Genomic DNA, 22,629 nt, shown 5'->3' on the forward strand with positions numbered 1-22,629 from the left:
GGAGTCTCCTTTCTTTCCCGCGAACACGGCCGAGGTGGAGGAACGACATGACGAACGGCAACCGAGCGCAGCGACCCGTTGTGGCGGGGGTGGACGGGTCACCGTCGGCGATGGACGCGACCAGGTGGGCGGCGCGGCAGGCGGCGCGGTTGGGCGAGCCGTTGCGGCTGCTCTACGTGGCCGACCTGCCGCCGCTCAACCCGCATGTGGCCGCACCGCCACCGAGTTACGCCAGCGCGTGGCTGGACTCCGGCCGCAAGTGGCTGTCCGAGGCCGAGGACATGGCCACCGACGAGGTCCCCGAGCTGCCCGTCGAGACCGACGTGCGGCTGGGCCAGACCAGCGACACCCTGATCGAGGAATCCCGCGGCGCCGCGCTGCTGGTGCTCGGCACCCGCGGCTACGGCGGGTTCCGCAGGCTGCTGGTCGGTTCGGTGGCCTCGACGGTCGCCGCGCACGCCGTCTGCCCGGTGGTGGTGCTGCCCGCGGGCACGGCGACGGTCGAGACCGGTGACGTGGTGGTGGGCGCGGACGGGTCGGCACTGGGCGTCGAGGCGCTCGGCTTCGGCTTCGACGTCGCCTCCGCCAAACGCGCCAGGCTGGTCGCCGTGCGCGCCTGGCACGAGTCGCTGGCCGACGCCGCCTGGTCGGGGCTGCCCGTCCGCGACGAACTGGACAAGGTCACCGAGCAGGAACTGCGCGCGTTGCACGCCGACCTGCGGCCGTGGCGGGAGAAGTACCCCGACGTCGAGGTCAGCGAGCACGTGGTGCGCACGGGCAAACCCTCCGACGCCCTGCTCGACGCCGCGCAGCGGGCGCAGCTGATCGTGGTCGGCTCGCACGGTCGCGGGGTGGTGTCGGGAACGCTGCTCGGCTCCACCAGCCAGGCGTTGCTGCACACGGTCACCAGCTGCCCGGTGGCGATCGTTCGCCCGAAGGAGTGAGCTAGCTACCCTCGCCTGGCGTCGGCCAGCAGCATCCTGCGCTCAGCCGAGCCGATCGCGGCTCGCGCCGAGGCCACGCTGTCGGTGTTGACCGAGATGGACGTGATCCCCAGCCGCACCAGATGCTCGGCGAAGTCGGGGTTGGTCGAGGGTGCCTGCCCGCACAGCGACGAGGTGATGCCCGCGTCGTGGCAGGCGTGCACGATCCGGGCGATCGCGTCGAGCACAGCCGGATCGCTCTCGTCGAACAGCGGGGCGCACAGCCGGGAGTCGCGATCCACACCGAGCATCAGCTGGGTGAGGTCGTTGCTGCCGATCGACACCCCGTCCACGCCCATGCGCGCGTACTCGCTGATCCAGTACACCACCGACGGCACCTCGGCCATGATCCAGCGGTGCAGGCCGCGGTGGCGACCCAGCGGGCCGGCGTCGACGAGTTCCAGGCAGGCCTCCAGCTCCCAGCGGGTGCGCACGAACGGCAGCATCAGGTGCAGGTTCGGCGTGCGCTCCCGCACCCTGGCCAGTGCCGCCAGCTCCAGCCGGAACAGCTCGGGATCGTCGACGTAGCGGTAGCAGCCGCGGTAGCCGATCATCGGGTTGCTCTCCACCGGCTCGAACCGCTCGCCGCCTTCCAGGCCGCGGAACTCGTTGGTGCGAAAGTCCGTCGTGCGGTAGATCACCGGCCGCGGCGCGAACGCCGTGCTGATCTTCAGCAGCGCTTCCGACATGGCCGCCACGAAAGGCTCGGGGCCACGGTCGGCCAGGAACGCGCGGGGGTGCCTGCCCTGCAGCGCGTCGGTGAGCAGGAACTCGGCACGCAGCAGGCCGACGCCGTCCACCGGCAGCGCCGCGGCCCGCTGCGCCGCCTCCGGCATCGCGAGGTTGACGTACAGCCGCGTGCCCAGCGACTCGGCGGCCGCCGCCGGGGCAGGTCGAACCGCCTCGGATCGTGGCCGCGTGTGAGCCCGCTCTCCCGCGCTCACCGTGCCCGCCGCACCGTCGACCGTCACCAGTTGGCCGTCGGTGAGGTCGCGCGTGGCCGAATGGGTACCGACGACGCACGGCACGCCGAGTTCGCGGGCGACGATCGCCGCGTGGCAGGTCATCCCGCCCTGGTCGGTGACAAGCGCGCCCGCACGGCGAACGGTGGGAACCCAGTCCGGGTTGGTCATCTCCGCGACGAGGATCTCCCCGTCGCGCAGCTTCCTGCCCTCCGACGGCGCGGACAGCACCCGCACCGCGCCGCTGCCGACGCCGGGCGCGGCCGCGAGGCCGGTCAGCAGCACCTCGTCACCGCCGTCACCACCGTCACCACCGTCACCATCGTCGCCGGTCGCGGTCCTCGCTCGGGTGCGTGTCGGACCGAGTGTCGTGATCGGCCGGGTCTGCACCAGCCAGATGTCGTCACCGGAGGCCGCCCACTCGATGTCCTGCGGGGTGCCGTAGTGCTCCTCAACCCGGATCCCGAGCCGGGCCAGTTCCATCGCCTCCTCCGGCCGCAGTACGGCGGGCTGCTCCCCGTCGGGCAGCTCGACGCGCTTCTCGCCGCCGGGAGTGCGAACGATCTCGTAGTTCTGGTGGCCCAGCCGGGTACTGAGCAACGTGGCGTCCGGTTTGGACAGTAGGTAGGTGTCGGGTTCGACCGCCCCGCTGACCAGCACCTCGCCCTGGCCGAGCACGGCCTCCACCACGAGGGTGTCGCGGTCGCGGGTCGAGGGATCGACGGTGAAGATCACACCGGAACGGTCGGTGGCGACCATTCGCTGCACCACCACGGCGATGATCGGCTCGTCCGTGATGCCCTGCTCCTGCCGGTAGGCCAGCGAGCGGGCACCGAACAGCGACTCCCAGCACGACAGCACCGCCGACACGAGCGCGTCCGGCCCCGTCACGTTGGTGAAGGAGCGGTTCATCCCGGCGAACGACGCGCCGGGGGAGTCCTCGGAGGTCGCCGAGGAGCGCACCGCGACGGCGACCTCACCGTCCTCGCCTCCCAGTCGCTGATAAGCCTCCCTGACGGCGGCGGCGACCGGCGAGGCCACCCCGGCCTTGCGCACCAGGGCCTGCAGCCGCTGTGAGGCGGCCTCCACGTCGTCGCCGACCTTGGCGACCACCTCACGCAGCTCGGCGCGCACGCCGCCGGTGTCCATCGAGTCACGGTAGGCCTGCGCGGTCACCACGAACCCCGGTGGCACGGGCAACGAGGCGGAGGCGAGTTCGCCGAGGTTCGCGCCCTTGCCGCCTGCCAGCGTGGTGTCGCGCGCGGTCAGCTCGGTCAGCCAGGCGACGTGCTGCGCCATCGGTTTCTCCTGTGAAGAATGCGGGTGGCGGCCCGGACGCGGGCCGCCACCGAGGCGAGTGGGGTGGATGGTCGGTCTGCTCAGTGCCGGACCGGGATCTGCTTGGCGCGCTCCTCGGTGCGGCCCAACTCGACCGTCACCGTGAGGATGCCGTCGTCGTAGCTGGCCTCGATGGTGTCCTCCTTGGCACCCTCGGGCAGCGCCACGGTGCGGCTGAACGAGCCGTACCGAAACTCCGAGCGACCCTTCTCCGCCTTCTCCTCCGAGCGGCTGGCCTCGATCGTCAGCAGCCCGTTCGACACCGTCAGGTTCAGGTCGTTGTCGACGTCGACGCCGGGCAACTCGGCACGCAGGAGGTAGCGGCCCTCCTCGACCTTGTCCTCCACCCGGATGGTGTGGAAGTCGAACGGGCGCAGCGCCCCGAAGGTCGGGAACATGTCCATCAGTTCCTGAAAGTCCGGCAGCAGCGAGTGGCTCTGACGGCGTGCGGGCACAGTCATGTGGACCCCTTTCGTCGAAGGATTCGGTGTTGGTGTCCTTCATCGCACTCCGTGCCTGGCCGAGACGGGTAGGGCCGTCGGTAGGGCCGGGCTGGGACCAAAGACCCTCGCTACCGCGCCCGCGCGCGGGACAGGCTCGCGTCAGAAGTCCGGTGCGGTGAGGAAGGGCGGTGCCCGAACTGCTTGAGCTGAGCAGCCCACAGGGTCGACGGGGGCCACGGGGGCCACAGGGCCCGAAGCGGGCGCCGTGGCGGTACGTGCTGCCCGGCCCCGCACCGCTCGTGCGCCGCGTCGATCGGGTGGAAGCGGCCGCGTTCGCCGCCACGGTGCTGCTGGCGTTGCTGGCCGTGCCCGCGGCGGCGGCGGTGGGCCGTCGTGCCCACGCCCGCCAGGTCCGGCTCGCGCGCGAGCAGGCCACGAACCGGCACCCGGTGACGGCCGTCGTACCGGCCGACGCGACCCGCCGCCGCACACCGGCCGTCACCTCGCGCGTAGTGCCGGGCCGCCGGCGCACCCAGCGGGGGCAGCGGCGGCGCGGGCCGATCACGGCCGCCGAGCGTGTCGTGTGGCTGGACCGTCGCGGCGAGGTGGTGCCCGCGCCGGTGAGCGCGCGCAGGGCCACCGGTGTGGCCACGATGGTGGGCATCGGCAGCTGGCTGGCGGCGGCGGCCGGGCTCGCCGCCGGATACGCGTCGGTCAAAGCCGTGCTGGCCGGCTACCGGCTGCGCGCGTGGGGTCGCGCCTGGGAACGCGTCGCGGCCGAATGGGCGCGGCGGGAAGCCTCCGACGAGCCCCCGATGGAGGAGTGAGGAGCCAACGACATGCGCGTTTCCGAGATCATGACCAGGCCCGTGGTGACCACCTCGCCACAGGCGCTGCTCAAGGACGCTGTCGTGCTGCTGACCGAGGGCGGCTACGCCGGGCTGCCCGTCGTGGACGAGGAGGAGCGGGTGCTCGGCATCGTCACCGAGGCGGACGCCCTGCGCGCCATGACGGGTGAGATCGGTACCGTGCGGGTCGCCGACGTGATGACCGCGCCGGTCGAGGTGGTCTCGCCCGTCAACGACGTCACCGACATCGCCCGCATCATGCTGCGGGACGGGTTGCGCTCGGTGCCGGTGGTGGCGGAGGGAGTGCTGGTGGGGATCGTGAGCCGCAGGGACGTGCTCCGGCCGTTCGTGCGGCCCGACGACACCGTCGGCACCCACGTCCGCAAGGTACTCACCGACTACGACGGCCACCGGGACCGCTGGCAGGTCGACGTCGAGGGCGGGGTGGTGACCGTCAGCGGCGACTTCAGCGACTCCGCGGAGCGGCACGTGGTGAGCACACTCGTGCGCACGGTTCCCGGGGTGCTGAGCGTGGACCTGCGGGCCCGATGAGAAAGCCATGACACAGCGAGGCCCGTTCCCCACACCGTGGGTGAGGAACGGGCCCGCGTGTGTCCCACGCCGGTCAGAGCAGCCACCGGTTGCGGTTGACCAGCGGCAGGTGCGCCCAGCGGCGGCCGAGGCCCCAGGTGTTGCCCGCGTACACCGCGGCCAGCACGATCAGCACCAGGGCGTAGACGATGTGGTAGTCCACCACGGGGTTGGTCGACATCGAGGGCTCACCGGCGGCGGTGACCCGGTCCAGTGGCCACTCGGCCGCCCACATCAGCAGCATCATCACCGTCCCGGCGAGCGCGGAAAGCCGCAGGCCGATGCCGAGCAGCACCGCGACACCGATACCGGCCAGCCCCACCATGAACAGCCAGTCCGCCCACGCCGAACCGGCCCACGAGCCAAGCGTGGCGTCGAACGGGCCCACATCGACGCCGCTGAGGAAGCCACGGGTGGGCGAGCCGCCGTTGAGCCACGCCCGCTCCGCGCTCGTGGCGTAGCCGAAGCCGAAGGTCTTGTCCAAGAACGCCCACAGGAACACGAAGCCGGTGGCAATACGCAGGACCGCCGTGAGCTTGCCCGCCGTGGTGGTCATGACCGCCCCGTGCCGGGGCGCCGTCTCCGCGGCGTCGCGGCCGGGGATCTGCATCGACTCGATGCGCGGTTGGTCTTTCACGGACATGGTCTACTCCTCTTGGATTGCCTCGTCGGAAACGGCCGGATGGCCCAGCGAGGGTCCGGACCAGTGTCTCGGCCCGCACCCGACCCGCGCCGGGGCCGAAAGGCCTCACCGGGCCGGGGCTATGGTCTCGGCGGGCGATGTGTCCGAACAGGACAGTTTTTGGCAGGACGGGGAGGAGCGAGCGGATGCGAGCATGGCGGGTGACGCGGCCGGGACCGATGGCGCTCGGCCCGCACGGGCCGCTCAGGTTCGGCGAGGACGACCCGGTGCCGGAACCGAGCCGTGGTGAGCTGCTGCTGCGGGTGCTGGCGTGCGGCGTGTGCCGTACCGACCTGCACGTGGCCGAGGGCGACCTGCCGGTGCACAAGCCGGACGTGGTGCCAGGACACGAGGTCGTCGGCGAGGTCGTCGGAACCGGCGAGGGAGCGGGGGAGTCGTTCTCCGTCGGGGACCGGGTCGGTGTCGCGTGGCTGCGCGGCACCTGCGGGCGGTGCCGGTTCTGCGCCAGGGGCGAGGAGAACCTGTGCCCGTACTCCACCTACACCGGGTGGGACGCCGACGGCGGATACGCCGACTACACCACGGTGCCCGCCGACTACGCGCTCCCGCTGCCTGCGGGCTATTCCGACGCCGAACTGGCCCCGCTGCTGTGCGCGGGCATCATTGGCTACCGGGCGCTGCGGCGCGCGCAGCTGCCACCCGGCGGCAGGCTCGGAATCTACGGTTTCGGAGCCAGCGCGCACCTGGCCGCACAGGTCGCGCTCGCCGAGGGCGCGCGGCTGCACGTGCTGACCCGCAGCGCGAAGGCAAGGCAACTGGCCGCCGAACTCGGCGCGGCCAGCACGCAGGGTGCGGCGGAGCAGCCGCCGGAGCCGCTGGACTCGGCCATCCTGTTCGCGCCCGCGGGCGAGCTGGTGCCGCCAGCGCTGGCCGCGCTGGATCGGGGCGGCACCCTGTCGATCGCCGGGATTCACCTGTCCGACATCCCGCAGCTGAACTACCAGCGGCACCTGTTCCAGGAACGGCAGGTGCGCAGTGTCACCGCGAACACCCGCGCCGACGCGACCGAGTTCCTGCGGTTCGCGGCAGGCAACCGGCTGCGGGTCAGCACCACCCGCTACCCGCTGGAGCAGGCCGACCACGCGCTCGTGGACCTGGCCGCCGACCGGGTGAACGGCGCCGCCGTGCTCGCGGCGAGCACGGGGTAGGGGCATTCGGACCTGCCGCCGCGGGCCCGCCTCTGCTGTAGTGGTGCGGGCGAGGAGGTGGTTTCGGTGCGGGCGAGAGCCATCCGCAGGTTGCTGGCGGCCGTGGCGGTGTTCCTGGCGGTCGGTGCCGCTGTCGCGGCGCTGTTGCTGTTCGGCGGTGATGAGCAGCGACCTGCCGCGCCGCCGCCCTCGCGGCCGCCGTCGACGACGTCGGCGCCCACCTCGACACCGCCGCCGCGCGATTCGGTGCTCGTGGTCAAGATCGACAACGTGAGCGCCGCCCGCCCACAGACCGGCCTCGCCGCCGCGGAGGTCGTCTACGTGGAGCCGGTCGAGGGTGGGCTCACCCGGCTCGCCGCGGTGTACTCCGGCCGGCTGCCCGCGGTGGCAGGCCCGGTCCGCAGTGCCCGCGAGACCGACGCGGAACTGCTCGCCCAGTACGGCCACCCGACCCTGGCCTTCTCAGGGGCGGCACCCGAGATCATGGACGCGTTGCGCGCGGCACCGCTGAATGTCGTGACCGAGCTGTCACACCCCGGCGCGTACTACCGGGACCCGGGCAGGCCGCGCCCGCACAACCTCTACACCCGCCCCGCCGAACTGCCCATGGGAACCGGGGCTGGTCCGAACCGGGTGCTGCGGTTCGGGGTCGCCCCCGCCGGTGGGCGCGCCATGACCGAGCACACGGTGTCCTACCGGGCGGCCTCGTATCACCTGCGATGGTCGGCCCAGCAGCGGAGGTGGCTGGTGTCGCTCGACGGTTCGCCGCTGATCTCCTCCGGCGCCGGACAGGTCGGCGCGGCCACGGTGGTGATCCAGCACGTGCGAGTCGAACCCGGTCGAGGGGTGCGCGACAGCACCGGATCGCTTTCTCCGTTCGCCCGCACGGTCGGCACCGGCAGGGTGACCGTGCTGCGCGACGGCCTCGCGTTCGAAGGAACGTGGTCCAGGCCAACGGCGGCCGAGGGGACGCGGTTCACCACGAACGACGGGGAACCGCTGCGGCTGGCGAAGGGGCCGGTGTGGGTGTTTCTCGTCGGGTCCTGACCCGGTATTCGTGGTCCAGGCGCGGGCGGGTTGTCCAGTCCGTTTCGCTTGGGGGCGTTGGGCTCTAGGCCAGGCGCGGTGGCAACGCCACCGTGGACCCATGGCAGAGGATACGGCTGTGGCCACTCGACCACCCGGCACCCGCGGCGACGTGTTGCGCGTGCGGGACCTGACGAAGCGCTTCGGGGACCGAGTGGCCGTGGATTCGGTGAGTTTCCACGTCGCACCCGGCGAGACCTACGGCCTGCTCGGGCCCAACGGCGCGGGCAAGACCACCGCGATCCGCATGGTGTGCGGGCTGGCCAGGCCGGACGCGGGCGAGGTCGTGATCGCGGGCGAGCGGGTGAGCCGATCCGCCGTGCGGGCCAAGGCGCTGGTCGGCTACGTTCCGCAGGAGGTGGCGCTGTACCCGGACCTCTCGGCGAGGGAGAACCTGAACTTCTTCGGCAGGTTGTACCGGCTGGGCGGGAAACCGCTGCGACGCAGGGTCGACGAGGTGCTGGAGCTGACCGGGCTCGCCGATCGCGCGGGGGAGCGGGTGGAGTCCTTCTCCGGTGGCATGCGCAGGCGCCTCAACATCGGTGCCGCGCTGCTGCACCAGCCGACGCTGCTCGTGCTCGACGAGCCGACCGTCGGGGTGGACCCGCAGAGCAGGCACGCGATCATGGACAGTGTCCGGGCGTTCGGGGCCGCGGGCATGGCGATCCTCTACACCACTCACTACATGGAGGAAGCCGAGCGGCTGTGCGACCGGGTCGGCATCATCGACCACGGCAAACTGATCGCGGAGGGCACCCGCAGGGAGTTGGTGTCGCGGCTTGGTGAGCGCGACCGCGTCGCGCTCACCGTGGACGGCGACGCCACGGCGTTCGCCGCCGAGTGCGGCAGGCTGCCTGGTGTGGCGGCGGTCGACACCACCACCGAAGCGGGGCACTCGCAGGTGTCGCTCGTGGTGAGCCAGGGACGCTCGGCGCTGCCCGCGCTGCTGGAGGCGGCCGAACGCAGCGGGGCGACCGTGCGCTCGGCCGAGGTGATCGAGCCCGACCTCGAGGCCGTGTTCCTGCACCTGACCGGAACGGCGCTGCGCGAATGACCCCGCCAACAGCACTGCTCATCGCGGGCAAGGACCTGCGCCAGCGGTCACGGGACCGCTCGGCGCTCGTGCTGGTGTTCATCGCACCGCTGGTGGTCGCCGCCCTGATCAGCCTCGCGTTCGGTTCCGCGGAACGGTTCCACGCCGACGTGGCCGTGGTCGACAACGACAACGGTCCGGTCTCGGCCGGCTTCACCGCCATGCTGCGCGGTGACGAACTGCGCGACGTGCTGACCGTGCACCCCGTCGCCGACGAGGCCACCGTGCGCATGCGCGTGGACAGCGGCGAACTGGGCGCGGCGTTCGTGCTGCCGGAAGGGCTTTCCCGCGGCACCCGCGGCGCGGCCGCGCCCGACATCACCGTGCTGTCCGGCGTCGACTCCTCGGTGTCGGCACTTGTCGCCAGTTCGGTGGCGGATGCCTTCGTGGCGCAGCTCAACGCCGACACGCTGTCGGTGAACACCGCGCTGGCGGCGGGCGTGCCGGCTGACCGCGCGGCGGAACTGGCGCGGCAGGCGGCAGCACTGAGCCTGCCGGAACAGGTGCGCCCCGAACCCGCCGGCACCGAACAGGTGGATGCCAAAAGCTACTACGCACCCGCGATGGGCATCCTGTTCATGCTGTTCACGATCGGTTTCGGCGCACGGGGATGGTTCGCAGAGCGCGACGGCGCGACGCTGGACCGCATCGCCGCGGCACCGCTGGCCACCGGATCGCTGCTGGTGGGCAAGGCGTTGGCGACGTTCGCCTACGGGGTGGCGGGCCTGAGCACGGTGGCCGTGGTGACCTCACTGGCGTTCGGCGCTGACTGGGGCCCGCCGCCGGCTGCGGCAGCCGTGATCGTCGCCATGGGCCTTTCGCTGGTGGCCTTGACGGCGCTGGTGATCGCCGTGTCCCGCACCCAGCGGCAGGCCGAGGGAATCGCGGCCACCGTCACCTTCGGCCTGGCGCTGATCGGCGGCAACTTCGTGTTCCTTTCGACGGCGCCGCCGCTGCTGAGCACCATCGCGATGCTGACGCCCAACGGGTGGGCGTTGCGGGCGTTCACCGACCTGTCCTCCGGAGCACCGTGGACGAGCATCGGGGTGCCGATCCTGGCGATCCTGGCGTTCTGCGCCGTCACCGGCGGGGCCGCGCTGCTGCTGGCGCGAAGGGGAGTGGCCCGATGAGCATGCTGGCGATCGCGGGCGCGTCACTGCGCCGTACCCTGCGCGACCGAGCGGGGCTGTTCTTCATCGTGGCGCTGCCGATCATCGTGATCCTCGTGGTCGGCGCGACCATGCGGGGGACGACGGAGATCAGGGTGGGTGTCACCACCGGCGACGGCCCGCTGGCGCAGAGCCTGCGCGGCCAGCTCGAGCGCACAGCCGGGCTGGTGGTGCTCGAACAACCCGACGAGGAGGCGGCCCGCGAAGCGCTGCGGCGCGGCGAGGTCCAGGCCGCGGTGCTGGTGCCCGACGACCTGGACCAGGCGCTGCTTGCCGGCGGCACCGCGGAGATCCCCGTGCTGACCACCGCGCGATCGGAGTCGGCGCTGGCCGCGATCAGCTCGGTGCGTGGTGCCGTGGCAGAACACGCGGCTGCGGTGCAGGCTGCGGTGTTCGCGGCCGAACAGGCGGGAGGCAGCCCGGCCGCGTGGCTGGACCTGGCGCGGCAACTGCGAGCGACCACGCCCACCGTCGAGGTCCGCACCGAGGTGGTGGACGGCGACAGCGACATGCTGCCGGTCGGGTTCAGCTACAGCGCGCCGACCATGCTGGTGCTGCTGGTGTTCATCAACGCGCTCGCGGGCGGCGCGACGATGGTGGAGAACCGCAAGCTCGGCATCTACGACCGGGCACTGGCCGGGCCGGTGCTGCCGAGGCAACTGGTGCTCGGCGAGACCGCCTTCTACGGTTCGATGGCACTGTTGCAGTCGGTGCTGATCGTCGGTGTGGGGGCGGTGCTGTTCGGGTGAGCTGGGGAGATCCACTGGCCGCGACGGTGCTCGTGGTGCTGTGGGCGCTGGTGGGTGCGGGCGCGGGCATGCTGAGCGGCACGCTGTTTCGCACCCCGGAACAGGCCTCGGCGATCGGGCCCGCGGTCGGTATCGCCTTCGGCATGCTCGGCGGCTGCATGTGGCCGCTGGAGCTGGTACCGCCCGCCGTCCGCGCGGCGGGCCACGCGACACCGCACGCCTGGGCGGTGGATTCGTGGACGGTGCTGCTGGCTCAGGACGGGAACCTGGCCGACATCGCGCTGCCGCTGACCGTGCTGGCGGGATTCGCCGCGCTGCTGCTGGCGGCGGCGGTGTACCGGCTGCGCAGGTCACTGGTGTGAGCCAGGGCGAAACCACGGCAGGGCAGGCCAGACCCGCCTGCCCTGCCGTGGCCGCCGGTCTCGGCGCCGCGGTTGCGCTGCTGGGCGAGGGTTTTCGGTGCGTCGAAGAGGTGGCAGGGTTCGCGCCCCGCGACTCAGTCCACAAGCACCCGCAGCGCCTGGGCAAGCGAGCGGGCTGGCGTGCCCGAGGTGTCGATGTCCGAGGCCGACGGCCACGAATCGGCATCCCGCGACATGGCCGCCGCGATGCGGGGGTCGGCGTCGGAGACGTCGCCGTGCCGCGCGCGGATCCGCTGGGCGGCCACTTCGGCGGGCGCCACACAGCGCAGCGCCACCGCCTCGCTGTGAGCGCGGGCGGCGGTGCGCTCGGCCTCGGCGCGATCGTCGGCTCGCACCCAGGACGCGTCCAGCACCACGGTCTCTCCCTCGGCCAGCAGGCCCGAGGCGCGGTGCAGCAACTCGCCGTAGGTTCGCTCGGTGTGCTCCGGCGTGTAGATCCCACGCTGGTACTCCGCGGCGGCAGACTCGTGCGGTGATCGCCCGGCGAGTTCCTTGCGCAGCCGGTCGGTGGACAGCAGCACGGCGCCGAGCTCGTCGGCGACCAGCCCGGCCACGGTGGACTTGCCGGTACCGGGAAGCCCGCCGACCATGATCAGCCGGGGCCGTCCCGCGCGCAGGTGCCGTAGCGTGAGGTCGGCGTACTCCCGTGCGGTGCGCTTCGACGCGGCATCGCCCTGGGTGGCGCGCAGGCACGCCACCTTGGCCCGGACGAAGGCCCGGTAGGCGATGTAGTGGTGCCGCAGCGAGGCAGGCGCCGGGTCGGCGGCGAACTCGGCGTAGCGGTCGAGCAGCCGCCGCGCGGTGTCCGTGGCACCGAGCCGCTCCAGATCCATCGCCAGGAACGCGATGTCGTCGAGGCCGTCCAGCCAGCGGAGCCGGTCGTCGAACTCGAGGCAGTCGAGCACCCTCGGGCCGTCGTCGAGGCAGAACACGTCGTCGGTCAGCAGGTCCCCGTGTCCGTCGAGTACCCGCCCCGCCGCGATCCGGCGGGCGAACATGGGCTCGCGCCCGGCGAGGAAGTCCAGCGTGAGCCGCTCGATCTCCGCGGTGAGGTCGCCGTCGAGCACACCGACCTGGCGCACCTGGTCGAAACTGTCGCACCAGCGCTGCCTGATGGCGTCGCGGCTGCCCTCGGCGGAGATCCGCTCGCCGCGAGCCGCCGTGCTGTGGAAGGCGGCGATCATCCTCGCCAGCCGGTCGACCACCTCGGCGACGTCCTCACCTTGCTTGACGAGTGTGGACAGTCGGCGATCCTCCGGCATCCTGCGCATCACGACCAGGTAGTCCGCGGCGCCGCCGTCGACATCGGACACCTCGGAAACGCCGAGGTAGACGTCGGGGGCGAGCCTGCGGTTCAGCTCCACCTCCCTGCGACACGCCGCGAGCCGCAGCCGCGGCGTGCTGAAGTCCACGAACTCCAGGTTCACCGGCTTCTTCAGCTTGTACGCCCGCTCGCCCACGAGGAACACCACACCGATGTGGGTCTCGTGCACAGCGGCGAACTCGTCGAAGGTCGACATCACTCGCCTGCACGCTCGGAGCGGGCGATCATGACAGGGCACTCGGCGTGGTGGATCAGCGCCTGACTGGTGGAACCGAGCAGCATTCCGGTGAAACCACCGCGGCCGCGGCTGCCCACGACCAGAAGCTGCGCCCTGCGGCTCCATTCCAGCAGTTCGTGCCTCGGCTTGTCCTTCTCGATGACCCGCCGCACCGGCACGTCGGGGTACTTCTCCTGCCAGCCCGCGAGCCGCTCGGCGAGCCGCCGCTGTTCGACCTCCCTCATCGGCTCCCAGTCGAAGTACATGCGGGCCTCGCTGAAGACGTCGGTGTCGGTGTCGCTCCAGGTGTGCACGGCGACCAGCTCCACCCCGCGGAAACTCGCCTCGTCGAAGGCGTAGCCGATGGCGCGCTCGCTGGTCGGGCTGCCGTCGATCCCGACAACCACCGGCCGCCGGTCGTCGGTGGCCACCTCGGCGTAGTCGCTGCGCACCGACACGACCGGGCAACCGGCGTGCGCGACCAGAGCGAGCGTGGTGGAGCCGACCAGCGCGCCGGTGAGCCCGGTGCGCCCGGAGGAACCCAGCACGATCATCGCCGCTTCGGAGGAGGCACGCAGCAGGAACGGGATGGGGGGATCGGTCTCGAACCGCGTGTGGATGTCGATGTCACCGGCGTCACCGGCCTGCCTGGCGATGTCCCTCGCGGCGCGCAGCGTCTCCCAGCTCTGCCTGCGCAGCTCCTCCATGAACGACTCCGGTGGCGGCACCGTGGTGCCGACGTAGAGGTCGGGAAAGCCCGCCGCGTGCACCAGCTGGAGCGGGAGGTGGTGCTTGGCCGCCGTGTTCGCGGCCCAGCGCACCGCCCGCAGCGACGCCTCGGTGCTGTCGACACCGGCCACGATCGCGCCCACGGCATGGTTGGGCGTGTTCATGCCGAACTCCCCTCAGTGTGTGTTGTTGTCGAACCTGACGGTAGGCCCGGCGTCGCCGGTACGCAGCGGCCGGAAGTCCCCGGCCCTCGGGACTTCCGGCAAGGCCGAAAACCGCGGAGCCACCTGGCGAGCGCGCGGGTCGGCTGGTTGCCTTGCGGCATGACCATCGTGATCGCAGGCGGCGGGTTGAGCGGGCTCACCCTGGCCGCGCACCTCACCCGGCGACCGCCGCGATGCGAGGTGCTGATCGTCGACGACGGCGGCAAGGACATCACCGCCGCAGGGTGGGGATCGTGGTCGGACCGGCCAGGACTGCTCGACGCCGCCGCGCGGTACCGCTGGGACCGGATCCACGTGCACGCCGGCGGCCGGTCGCGGCTGCTCGACCTCGGCGCCTACCGCTACCGCTACGTGCGTGGCGGCGACCTCTCGGCCACGGTGACACCGATGCTCGAATCCGCACCGGGGTTTCGCCGGGTACGCGGTCACGTCGACGACATCGTCGAGGCAGGCATCGAGGCAGGCGTCGAGTCGGGCGGTGCCCGCGTGGTCGTCGACGGTGAGCCCATCGAGGCCAGGTGGGTGTTCGACAGCGTGCTCGGCCCTGCCGAGCCGCCCCCTGCCGACGCGGTGCTGGTGTTTCGCGGCTGGCACCTGGAGACCGAGGCGGAGGTGTTCGATCCCGGCGTGCCGACACTGTTCGACTTCCGCACGCCGCGGTCGGCCGCAGCGAGCTTCGTGTACGTGTTGCCGTTCGACCGCAGGCACGCCCTGGTGGAACACACCACGTTCGCCGCACCGGCGGTCGCCGACGCTGCGGCCGACGGCGAAACTCAGCGGGCGGCGCTGTCGGAGTACCTGGACACGGTGCTGCGGGCGGGGCCCTACCGCGTCGAGCGGGAGGAGGCCGCCGCGCTGCCGCTGTCGGCGCGGCCGGTGCGGCGCCGCCGGGGCGACGTGCTCGCCATCGGCACCGAGGCCGGCCTGCTCAAACCCAGCACCGGATACGCCTACGAGCGCATCCGGCGCGACAGCGTGGCCATCGCGGACTCGCTCGCCGAGCACGGGCACCCGTTCGCGATCGGCGAACCGAGCCGGCGGCACCGGCTGCTCGACGGCGCGCTGCTCGACGTGATCACCGCACGCCCGGCGCAGCTGGAACGCGCCTTCGCCGGACTGTTCGACCGGCCCAGCGCCGAGCCGGTGCTGCGCTTCCTCGACGAACGCACCTCGGTACGCGAGGAGGCGGCATTGTTCACCGCGCTCCCTGCCGTCGAGTACGCGCGTGCCGCGGCTCGCCGTTGGCGTCGGCACCGGTAGCCGAGCCGCGACCGGGCTCGCCGGACCGCGTGGCCGCGTCCTCGCGTAGCGCGGCCAACTCGACGGTCCTGCCGAGATCGTCGGGGCTCACCACACCGGCCAGTCCCGTCTTCTGCGAGTTGTCGGCGTACTCGGTGACCAGCAACAGATCCCGACCTGCTCGCAGCGGTGTGCTCGCCAGTACCTCCTCCACCGGCGTGTCGGCGGGCACGATCGGCACGGCGGGCGGCGTGCGGCACACATCCGCCACCCGGCTGGTCATGCGCTCGTCGGCGGACAGCCGCACCAGCTCGGCGAGGCTGACCACCCCGAGCGGCGCCCCCTCGAAGGAAACGACGGGGAAGACGCGGTGCCTGCCGTGGTCCGCGATGCGCTCGAGGAACGACTCGACCGTCCACCAGCCGGGAGCCACCTCGGGGTGGCGCGTCATCACCTCGCGCACCGGCATCCCGCCCAGCCGCTGGTGCAGTTGCGAATGCCTGAGCTCGGCCGCCGCGGCACCGATGAGGAACCAGCCGATGAGGGCCAGCCACAGTCCGCTGAACTGACCGAATCCCAGAACCTCGACGAACCCGGCGACCAGCAGCAGCGCGCCGAGCACCTGGCCCGCCCTCGCGGCGGCCCTCGCGGCACGCCGGCGGTCACCGGTGCGCTTCCACACCGCCGACCGCACCAGCCTGCCGCCGTCCAGCGGCGCGCCCGGCAGCAGGTTGAACACCGCGATCACGACGTTGGTCAGGCCCAGCCACAGCAGCGCGGCAAACGCCAGCGGTGGCACCAGCTCCTGGACCAACGCGGCCAGTCCCCAGCAGGCGCCGCCGACCAGCAGGCTCGTGGCGGGACCGGCGAAGGCGATCAGGAAGTCCGCGCGTGGGTGCGGCGGCTCCTTCTCCAACTCGGCGGCGCCGCCCAGCATCCACAGGGTGATGCGTTTGGTCGGCACCCCGTAGTGCCTCGCGGTGATCGAGTGCGACACCTCGTGCGCCAGCAGCGAAGCCATGAACAGCACGGAGGTGACGGCTGCGGTGAACCAGTACCAGCCCGCCGCGTACCCAGGCACGGCGGTGGGCAGCAGCGAGGTCGCCAGCAGGTAGGCGATGAGCCCGACGATGATGAGCACGGACCAGTGCGCGCCGATGCGCACACCACGGATACGGCCGAGCGGAACGGTCGCGGTGAACATGTCAGCCCACCGGGTCGATCAGGTCGGCGAGTTCCAGCATCCGGTTGGAGTAGCCCCATTCGTTGTCGTACCAGCCGAACACCTTCACCAGGTTGGCGTTGGTGGTGGTGAGGCTCGCGTCGAACACGCACGAGGCCGACTCGCCAACGACGTCACGGGAGACGATCGGCGCTTCGGTGTAGCGCAGGATGCGGCGAAGGTGGCCGCGGGCCGCGTCGGCGAACGCCCGGTTCACCTGCCCGACCGTCACCGGCGACTCGACCTCGACGGTCAGGTCGGCCAGTGAACCCACCTCCACCGGCACCCGCACCGCGGCCGCGCCGAGGGCGCCGTCCAGCTGCGGCAGCACCTCACCGATCGACTTCGTGGCGCCCGTTGTGGTCGGCAGGATGTTCACCGCCGCCGACCTGGCTCGGCGCAGGTCGGCGTGCGGCTGGTCGAGCAGCGACTGGTCGTTGGTGTAGCCGTGGATGGAGGTGAGCAGGCCGCGGCGGACGCCGAAAGCGCGGTGCAGCACCAGCAGCATCGGCGCCACACAGTTCGTGGTGCCCGAAGCGCCCGAGATGACGTCGTGCCTGGCGGGGTCGTAGCCGTCGTCGTTGACGCCCATCACGATGGTGGCGTCGACGTCGACACCGGGCGCGGACACGATCACTTTGCTGGCTCCGGCGTCCAGGTGCGCCGCGGCCTCCTTCCTGCCTCGGAAGCGGCCGGTGGCCTCGATCACCACGTCGGCGCCGAAGGTTCGCCAGTCGAGGTCGGCGGGGTGTGGGGTGCGGGAGACGTGGATGCGGTGGTCACCGACCACGATCGACTGGCCACGTAGGCGCACGGGAAGGCCCAGCCTGCCGTGCGTCGAGTCGTACTCCAGCAGGTAGGCGAGGGTGTGCGCGTCCGCGATGTCGTTCACCGCCACCACTTCGACGCTGTCGTCGGTCCGCGCGAGCGCACAGCGCGCGATGTCGCGGCCGATACGGCCGAATCCGTTGATGCCGAGGAACACGGTCATGGGCGCCCTCCCGTCGGGTCAGCTTCGATGCTGCGTGCCACGCCGGGTGGCCCGACAGGGCCGAACGGCCCCCCACCGGGTGACGAACGGATGCTTTGCGGTGGCAGGCCAGTTCGGCTGGACTGAACGGGTGCCCACCACCGCGCGAGCCGAGCAGTCGAACTCCCACCACGACCTCCCGATTCACGAGTCGGTCCTGCTGCTGCAGACCGACCCCGACCGGGGGCTGAGCGAGCAGGAGGCACGCGAGCGCGAAACCAGGTTCGGGCCGAACGCGCTGCCGCAGACCCGTCCCACGGGCCCGCTGCTGCGGCTGCTGCGCCAGCTGCACCACCCGCTGATCTACGTGCTGCTGGTCGCGGGCGCGGTGACGCTGCTGCTCGGCGAGCACGTCGACTCGGCGGTGATCTTCGGTGTGGTGTTCGTGAACATGATCGTCGGCTTCGTCCAGGAATCGAGGGCGGAAGCGGCGCTCGACGCGTTGCGCGCGATGGTGCGCACCGAGGCGAAGGTGGTGCGGGGCGGCGTCAGCCGCACCGTGCCCTCCGAACGGCTGGTTCCCGGTGATCTCGTGCTCGTGGAGGCGGGCGACCGGGTGCCCGCCGACCTGCGGCTGGTGCGGCTGTCGGAACTCGCGGCGGACGAGTCGGCACTGACAGGGGAGTCCGAGCCGGTGGTCAAGGACGAGGTGGTGCTGCCCCCTGCCACCCCGGTCGCGGACCGGCGCAACATGCTGCACTCCGGCACCCTCGTGACCAGCGGCAGCGGCGCGGGCATCGTCGTGGCCACGGGTGCGGAAACCGAACTGGGGGAGATCCACCGGCTTGTCGGCACCGCCGAGGTGCTGCAGACACCGCTGACCCGCAAGCTCGCCTGGTTCAGCAAGGTGCTCACCGTCGTGATCCTGTTGCTGGCGGCCGTCACCTTCGCCATCGGCGTGGTGCGCGGCGAGAGCGGTGTGGAGATGTTCACCGCCGCCGTCGCGCTCGCCGTCGGTGCGATCCCGGAGGGGCTGCCCGCCGCGGTGACCATCACCCTGGCGATCGGGGTGTCGCGCATGGCCAGGCGCAGGGCCGTGATCCGCAGGCTGCCCGCGGTGGAGACGCTTGGCAGTACCACGGTGATCTGCTCGGACAAGACCGGCACGCTCACCGAGAACCAGATGACGGTCTCGCGGGTGTGGACGCCGCAGGGCGACTACGGGGTCAGCGGCGCGGGCTACACCGCGGGCGGCGACATCGTCGACAGCGCGGGCGAGGTGCTGCGGCCCGACACCATGCCGCCTGCGCTGCGGTGGACGTTGCTGGCCGGAGCAGCCTGCAACGACGCCGCGCTGCACCGCGACGCCGACACCACCACGGTGGTCGGCGACCCCACCGAGGCCGCGATGCTCGTCGCCGCCCGCAAGGCGGGCCTTCTCGACGTGCCGCCCAGGACCGGCACCATCCCGTTCAGCTCGCAACGGCAGTACATGGCCACGCTGCATACCGCGCAGCCGAACCAGATCACCCAGCCCGACCAGCACGGTCATGTCGTGTTCGTCAAGGGCGCGGTGGAGCGGGTACTCGCGCTCTGCGGCGCCGAACTGGGCCCGGCCGGCCCGCGGCCGCTCGAGGAGGCCACCGCGTTGCGAGCGGCGGAAGACCTCGCCTCGCAAGGCCTTCGGGTGCTGGCGACCGCGATGGCGCAGAACGTGCCCGCCGAGCGCTTCGGCGAGGACGCCCTCGCGGGATCGCTGGTGTTCACCGGGTTGCAGGCCATGTTCGACCCGCCGCGCCCCGCGGCGGCCTCCGCCGTGCGCTCGTGTCGCGAGGCGGGCATCGCCGTGAAGATGATCACCGGTGACCATGCGGCCACGGCCACCGCCATCGCGGGCCGCATCGACCTGCTCGACGGCTCCGCCGACGGCAAGGTGCTCACCGGCGCCGAGCTGGCCGAGCTGAGCGAGGACCGGCTGCCGGATGCGGTGCGCGATGCGTCGGTGTTCGCCCGTGTCTCGCCGGAGCAGAAGCTGCGCCTGGTGGAGGCCATGCAGTCGCGCAGCGAGGTCGTCGCCATGACCGGAGACGGTGTCAACGACGCGCCCGCGCTGCGCCAGGCCGACATCGGTGTCGCGATGGGCCGTGGCGGCACCGAGGTCGCCAAGGAAGCGGGCGACATGGTGCTGACCGACGACGACTTCGCCACCATCGAGGCCGCCGTCGAGGAGGGCCGTGGTGTCTTCGACAACCTCACCAAGTTCATCGTGTGGACCTTGCCGACGAACATGGCCGAAGGTCTGGTCATCCTCGTGGCGATCTTCGCGGGTGCGGCGTTGCCGATCCTGCCGACGCAGATCCTGTGGATCAACATGACGACGGCGGTCGCGCTCGGCCTGATGCTGGCGTTCGAGCCGAAGGAACGTGGGATCATGCGGCGGCCGCCCCGCGATCCCCGCAGGCCGCTGCTGACCGGTGGGCTCGTCGCGCGCATCCTGCTGGTGTCCGCACTGCTGGTCGGCGGCTCGTGGTGGATGTTCCAGTGGGAGCTGGCCATCGGGTCGGGCCTGCCCGAGGCACGCACCGTCGCGCTCAACCTGTTCGTGGCCGTGGAACTGTTCTACCTGTTCAGCTGCCGTTCGCTGACCCGTTCGGTGTGGCGGATCGGCTGGTTCAGCAACAAGTGGGTGCTCGGCGGGGTCACCTTCCAGATCCTGGCGCAGGCAGCGCTCACCTACCTGCCGGTGATGCAGGGCCTGTTCGACACCGCCCCCATCGGGCTGGAAAGCTGGCTGCGCATCCTCGGGGTGGCCGCGCTGGCCTCCGTGGTGGTCGGCGTGCACAAGCGCCTCTTCCCCCAGGTGCTCTGAACCCGCGAGTCCCCCGTTCCTGCCCGCGAGTCCCCCATTCAGGACAGTGAGTTCTGCGTTCAGGACCGCGAGCCCTGCGTTCGGGATCGCGAGTGTTTCGCTTCCGCTTCGACCAACTGCCCCGCGGCGCCAACCCTTGAACGCGGTGCTCGCCCCCGGAGCGCGGAACTCGCGGGCGGGAGCGCAGAACTCGCGGGTGTCGGCGGGGGACTCGCGGGGAGCGGTCAGTCGCCGAGGCCGTGGACCACTTCGGACAGTGGGCGGCGCGGGGTGGCGGGCAGCGGGTCGGCGTTCACGGCCGCCCAGCCCACACGCAGGATCAGCTGTGGGTATGCGCTGTCCCCGAGCACCTCGGAGCGCACGATGTCGCGCGTCGAGCCGATCTCCAGCGGCTCGGAGAGCGGGCAGTTGGCCAACCCGGCGTGCGTGGCCGCGAGCAGCACCTCGCTCATCGCCTCGCCCGCCCGAAACTGTGACATCGTGTCGTCGGACGCGGTCGCCAACACCAGCAGCACCGAGGCGTCCGGTTCTGCCGACGAGCCTTCCGGTTGCGGCAACCGCGGGTCGCGGAACCGGCGCGGGTCCGGCTCACCGGGCACGTGTACCGGTGCCACGGCGCTACGCGCGGGCACCCCCTGGGTGTCCTCGTCGCGGCCGGTCCACTGGGCAAGCTCGACCTGGTAGGCGGGATCGTCGTCGTGCAACCGCGCGGCCTCGCCGATCGCCTCGATCAGCCGGTACCTTGCCATCGGGTCGGTCACGCCTATCAGCACGGCGCCCTCGGCGGCAGCGTGCTCGGCGAGTTCCCCGACTCGCGAAGGCGGGACCTCCCACGAACTGAACCGCCTGCGATCGGTGCGCCTGCGCGGGATCGCCGAGGCCAGCGAGATCTCGTCGAACGTGGGTTCGTGCCTGGCCAGCTCCACGGCCGCGAGGTGCTGCGGCTCGGCGGGGTTGGGCATCCGGTGCACGCGGCTGTGCCAGCCGAGCGCGGCCAAGCCGACCCGCAGGTGGTGCAAGGCGGCGCCACAACTGAGCAGCAGATCCCGGCCCTCGGGGTCGATCGCGGGCAATTGCAGCTCCCGATCGGCGTACAGGTGCACCGTCCGGTCGCCGACCTTCCATTGCCACGGCTGTGAGTTGTGCACCGACGGAGCCCTCGTGGCCAGCGCCAACGCGGCGCGCACGGTGTCGTCGTCAGGGAGTCCTTGCCTCATGACGGTTACGATCACGGGAGCTCTCGCGCGCGGGAAAGGGCTGGAGTACCTGGCGACGAAGGGCTTTCGGCCCACGCGGTCGGCCCGCGCCGGAGGCCACGATGAGGTGGCCGACCGGCCAGGAGGAGGACACGATGACCCCGACCGGCAACGCACCCATCCTGGCGGGAGTCGACGGCTCCGAATCGGCGCTGCGGGCCGTGGAATGGGCCGCCAGGGCCGCCGCGACGCGTGGCTGCCCGCTGACGTTGCTCGCGGCGATGCCCGTGCCTGCCCCGTACGGGGCAGGTGTGGGCCTTCCGCAGTCCTACTTCGACGAGTTGGAGGCGGAGGGACACCGCAGGCTCGCCGAGGCCGAGGAGGCGGCCAAACGGGCGACGGGCGGCGAGCTGCCCGAACTCGACGTCGCCACCGAACTCCACATGGGCAGCGCCGTCCCGGTGCTGCTGGAACGTGCCGGTTCGGCACGCATGCTGGTGCTGGGTACGCGCGGGCTCGGTGAGTTGACCGGGACGTTCGTCGGTTCGGTGACACTCGCGCTCGTGCCGCACGCGCCGTGCCCCGTCGCCGTGATCAGGGGGCGGTTGCCGGGCGAGGCGCCGCCCACCGAAGGCCCGGTGGTCGTGGGGGTCGACGGTTCACCGGTCAGCGAACTGGCGCTCGCGGCGGCCTTCGAAGAGGCGGCGCTGCGCGAAACCTCGCTCGTCGCGGTCCACGTCTTCAGTGACGCGGCCCTGCCGGGTGCGTTCGGCCTGCCCTCGGCCGACCTGCCGTGGAACGACATCCGGACCTCGCAGCAGGCGGTGCTCGCCGAGCGGCTCGCAGGCTGGCAGGAACGGTATCCGCAGGTGGAGGTCCACCGCGTCGTGGAGCGTGACCGCCCGGTGCGCAACCTGCTGCGGCACGCCGACCAGGCGTGGTTGCTGGTCGTGGGCAGCAGGGGAAGGGGCGGCTTCAGCGGGATGCTGCTCGGCTCGACGAGCAACGCGCTGCTGCACACGGCACCCTGCCCGCTGCTGATCGTGCGTGGTCGGGCGCAGAACTGAGGCCACACCCCGCGTTCGCCGAGCCCGGCCGCGCGGG

General features: G+C 71.9%; 18 protein-coding genes and 1 pseudogene. 11 read left to right on the plus strand and 8 right to left on the minus strand.

Annotation, left to right across the window (positions count from 1 at the left end; genetic code table 11):
- Nucleotides 1-47 precede the first annotated feature (47 nt).
- Nucleotides 48-944 carry a universal stress protein gene (locus SACMADRAFT_RS13315; RefSeq protein WP_009154346.1) on the plus strand — a complete coding sequence of 299 codons (897 nt, stop codon included), beginning with the start codon at nucleotides 48-50 and terminating at the stop codon, nucleotides 942-944.
- Nucleotides 945-949: 5 nt separating this feature from the next.
- On the opposite strand, the gene ppsA is transcribed toward SACMADRAFT_RS13315, so the two are convergent.
- Both ppsA and SACMADRAFT_RS13325 read right to left on the minus strand, forming a co-directional pair.
- Nucleotides 950-3,244 (minus strand): phosphoenolpyruvate synthase, encoded by a 2,295-nt coding sequence (ppsA, locus tag SACMADRAFT_RS13320; protein WP_009154347.1) that lies wholly within the window; start codon nucleotides 3,242-3,244, stop codon nucleotides 950-952.
- A gap of 80 nt (nucleotides 3,245-3,324) precedes the next feature.
- Nucleotides 3,325-3,744 (minus strand): Hsp20/alpha crystallin family protein, encoded by a 420-nt coding sequence (locus tag SACMADRAFT_RS13325; protein ID WP_009154348.1) that lies wholly within the window; start codon nucleotides 3,742-3,744, stop codon nucleotides 3,325-3,327.
- A 170-nt stretch (nucleotides 3,745-3,914) separates the two neighbouring features.
- On the opposite strand from SACMADRAFT_RS13325, the gene SACMADRAFT_RS13330 reads away from it, so the two are divergent.
- Complete coding sequence (locus SACMADRAFT_RS13330) at nucleotides 3,915-4,553, plus strand: Rv1733c family protein (RefSeq protein WP_009154349.1); 639 nt, start codon at nucleotides 3,915-3,917, stop codon at nucleotides 4,551-4,553.
- A gap of 12 nt (nucleotides 4,554-4,565) precedes the next feature.
- On the plus strand, nucleotides 4,566-5,126 hold the full coding sequence (locus tag SACMADRAFT_RS13335; RefSeq protein WP_009154350.1) for a CBS domain-containing protein: 561 nt from the start codon (nucleotides 4,566-4,568) through the stop codon (nucleotides 5,124-5,126).
- 73 nt (nucleotides 5,127-5,199) lie between these two features.
- On the opposite strand, the gene SACMADRAFT_RS13340 is transcribed toward SACMADRAFT_RS13335, so the two are convergent.
- Nucleotides 5,200-5,808 carry a DoxX family protein gene (locus tag SACMADRAFT_RS13340; protein ID WP_009154351.1) on the minus strand — a complete coding sequence of 203 codons (609 nt, stop codon included), beginning with the start codon at nucleotides 5,806-5,808 and terminating at the stop codon, nucleotides 5,200-5,202.
- A 185-nt stretch (nucleotides 5,809-5,993) separates the two neighbouring features.
- On the opposite strand from SACMADRAFT_RS13340, the gene SACMADRAFT_RS13345 reads away from it, so the two are divergent.
- The 5 genes and pseudogenes from SACMADRAFT_RS13345 (at nucleotide 5,994) to SACMADRAFT_RS31280 (ending at nucleotide 11,475) form a co-directional block, all read left to right on the plus strand.
- A complete protein-coding gene (locus SACMADRAFT_RS13345; protein ID WP_009154352.1) occupies nucleotides 5,994-7,016 on the plus strand; it encodes a zinc-binding alcohol dehydrogenase family protein in 1,023 nt (340 codons plus the stop codon).
- A 66-nt stretch (nucleotides 7,017-7,082) separates the two neighbouring features.
- Nucleotides 7,083-8,063: a DUF3048 domain-containing protein gene (locus tag SACMADRAFT_RS13350; protein ID WP_009154353.1), complete on the plus strand. Its 981-nt coding sequence runs from the start codon at nucleotides 7,083-7,085 to the stop codon at nucleotides 8,061-8,063.
- Between the two features lie 100 nt (nucleotides 8,064-8,163).
- On the plus strand, nucleotides 8,164-9,156 hold the full coding sequence (locus tag SACMADRAFT_RS13355; RefSeq protein ID WP_083840900.1) for an ABC transporter ATP-binding protein: 993 nt from the start codon (nucleotides 8,164-8,166) through the stop codon (nucleotides 9,154-9,156).
- Nucleotides 9,153-10,325: an ABC transporter permease gene (locus SACMADRAFT_RS13360; protein ID WP_009154355.1), complete on the plus strand. Its 1,173-nt coding sequence runs from the start codon at nucleotides 9,153-9,155 to the stop codon at nucleotides 10,323-10,325. Before SACMADRAFT_RS13355 ends, SACMADRAFT_RS13360 begins: the two co-directional genes overlap by 4 nt.
- Before the next feature lie 110 nt (nucleotides 10,326-10,435).
- Nucleotides 10,436-11,475, plus strand: a pseudogene (locus tag SACMADRAFT_RS31280) (ABC transporter permease).
- 134 nt (nucleotides 11,476-11,609) lie between these two features.
- On the opposite strand, the gene SACMADRAFT_RS13375 reads toward SACMADRAFT_RS31280, so the two are convergent.
- On the minus strand, nucleotides 11,610-13,055 hold the full coding sequence (locus tag SACMADRAFT_RS13375) for a bifunctional aminoglycoside phosphotransferase/ATP-binding protein (protein WP_009154356.1): 1,446 nt from the start codon (nucleotides 13,053-13,055) through the stop codon (nucleotides 11,610-11,612).
- Nucleotides 13,055-13,969 (minus strand): universal stress protein, encoded by a 915-nt coding sequence (locus SACMADRAFT_RS13380; RefSeq protein ID WP_009154357.1) that lies wholly within the window; start codon nucleotides 13,967-13,969, stop codon nucleotides 13,055-13,057. The genes SACMADRAFT_RS13375 and SACMADRAFT_RS13380 overlap by 1 nt, the downstream gene beginning before the upstream one ends.
- Nucleotides 13,970-14,128: 159 nt before the next feature.
- Between SACMADRAFT_RS13380 and SACMADRAFT_RS13385 the strand changes: the two genes are divergently transcribed.
- The gene (locus SACMADRAFT_RS13385) at nucleotides 14,129-15,289 is read left to right on the plus strand and encodes a lycopene cyclase family protein (RefSeq protein WP_009154358.1); all 1,161 of its coding nucleotides are present in this window, start codon (nucleotides 14,129-14,131) and stop codon (nucleotides 15,287-15,289) included.
- Here the strand turns inward: SACMADRAFT_RS13385 and SACMADRAFT_RS13390 are convergent.
- Nucleotides 15,225-16,472 carry a site-2 protease family protein gene (locus SACMADRAFT_RS13390; protein WP_009154359.1) on the minus strand — a complete coding sequence of 416 codons (1,248 nt, stop codon included), beginning with the start codon at nucleotides 16,470-16,472 and terminating at the stop codon, nucleotides 15,225-15,227. The genes SACMADRAFT_RS13385 and SACMADRAFT_RS13390 overlap by 65 nt on opposite strands.
- A 1-nt stretch (nucleotide 16,473) precedes the next feature.
- A complete protein-coding gene (gene gap / locus SACMADRAFT_RS13395; RefSeq protein WP_009154360.1) occupies nucleotides 16,474-17,481 on the minus strand; it encodes a type I glyceraldehyde-3-phosphate dehydrogenase in 1,008 nt (335 codons plus the stop codon).
- A 100-nt stretch (nucleotides 17,482-17,581) separates the two neighbouring features.
- Between gap and SACMADRAFT_RS13400 the strand changes: the two genes are divergently transcribed.
- Entirely contained in the window at nucleotides 17,582-20,329 is a 2,748-nt protein-coding gene (locus SACMADRAFT_RS13400; RefSeq protein ID WP_009154361.1) for an HAD-IC family P-type ATPase, read from the plus strand.
- A 224-nt stretch (nucleotides 20,330-20,553) separates the two neighbouring features.
- Here SACMADRAFT_RS13400 and SACMADRAFT_RS13405 read toward each other — a convergent pair whose 3' ends face one another.
- A complete protein-coding gene (locus SACMADRAFT_RS13405; protein ID WP_009154362.1) occupies nucleotides 20,554-21,546 on the minus strand; it encodes an Acg family FMN-binding oxidoreductase in 993 nt (330 codons plus the stop codon).
- Nucleotides 21,547-21,647: 101 nt separating this feature from the next.
- Between SACMADRAFT_RS13405 and SACMADRAFT_RS13410 the strand changes: the two genes are divergently transcribed.
- Nucleotides 21,648-22,592, plus strand: a complete 945-nt coding sequence (locus SACMADRAFT_RS13410; RefSeq protein ID WP_009154363.1) for a universal stress protein — start codon at nucleotides 21,648-21,650, stop codon at nucleotides 22,590-22,592.
- The last annotated feature ends 37 nt before the right edge of the window (nucleotides 22,593-22,629 follow it).

This window comes from Saccharomonospora marina XMU15 (assembly GCF_000244955.1).
In the GTDB taxonomy this organism is placed as follows: Bacteria; Actinomycetota; Actinomycetes; order Mycobacteriales; family Pseudonocardiaceae; genus Saccharomonospora_A; species Saccharomonospora_A marina.

Bases quoted from the DNA above. Each gene is read 5' to 3' on its own strand.
- SACMADRAFT_RS13345 (WP_009154352.1), top strand. From the start codon at position 5,994: ATGCGAGCATGGCGGGTGACGCGGCCGGGACCGATGGCGCTCGGCCCG.
- SACMADRAFT_RS13325 (WP_009154348.1), bottom strand. From the start codon at position 3,744: ATGACTGTGCCCGCACGCCGTCAGAGCCACTCGCTGCTGCCGGACTTT.
- SACMADRAFT_RS13385 (WP_009154358.1), top strand. From the start codon at position 14,129: ATGACCATCGTGATCGCAGGCGGCGGGTTGAGCGGGCTCACCCTGGCC.
- SACMADRAFT_RS13390 (WP_009154359.1), bottom strand. From the start codon at position 16,472: ATGTTCACCGCGACCGTTCCGCTCGGCCGTATCCGTGGTGTGCGCATC.
- SACMADRAFT_RS13380 (WP_009154357.1), bottom strand. From the start codon at position 13,969: ATGAACACGCCCAACCATGCCGTGGGCGCGATCGTGGCCGGTGTCGAC.
- SACMADRAFT_RS13410 (WP_009154363.1), top strand. From the start codon at position 21,648: ATGAGGTGGCCGACCGGCCAGGAGGAGGACACGATGACCCCGACCGGC.
- SACMADRAFT_RS13375 (WP_009154356.1), bottom strand. From the start codon at position 13,055: ATGTCGACCTTCGACGAGTTCGCCGCTGTGCACGAGACCCACATCGGT.
- SACMADRAFT_RS13335 (WP_009154350.1), top strand. From the start codon at position 4,566: ATGCGCGTTTCCGAGATCATGACCAGGCCCGTGGTGACCACCTCGCCA.
- SACMADRAFT_RS13405 (WP_009154362.1), bottom strand. From the start codon at position 21,546: ATGAGGCAAGGACTCCCTGACGACGACACCGTGCGCGCCGCGTTGGCG.
- gap (WP_009154360.1), bottom strand. From the start codon at position 17,481: ATGACCGTGTTCCTCGGCATCAACGGATTCGGCCGTATCGGCCGCGAC.
- SACMADRAFT_RS13355 (WP_083840900.1), top strand. From the start codon at position 8,164: ATGGCAGAGGATACGGCTGTGGCCACTCGACCACCCGGCACCCGCGGC.
- SACMADRAFT_RS13340 (WP_009154351.1), bottom strand. From the start codon at position 5,808: ATGTCCGTGAAAGACCAACCGCGCATCGAGTCGATGCAGATCCCCGGC.
- SACMADRAFT_RS13360 (WP_009154355.1), top strand. From the start codon at position 9,153: ATGACCCCGCCAACAGCACTGCTCATCGCGGGCAAGGACCTGCGCCAG.
- ppsA (WP_009154347.1), bottom strand. From the start codon at position 3,244: ATGGCGCAGCACGTCGCCTGGCTGACCGAGCTGACCGCGCGCGACACC.
- SACMADRAFT_RS13315 (WP_009154346.1), top strand. From the start codon at position 48: ATGACGAACGGCAACCGAGCGCAGCGACCCGTTGTGGCGGGGGTGGAC.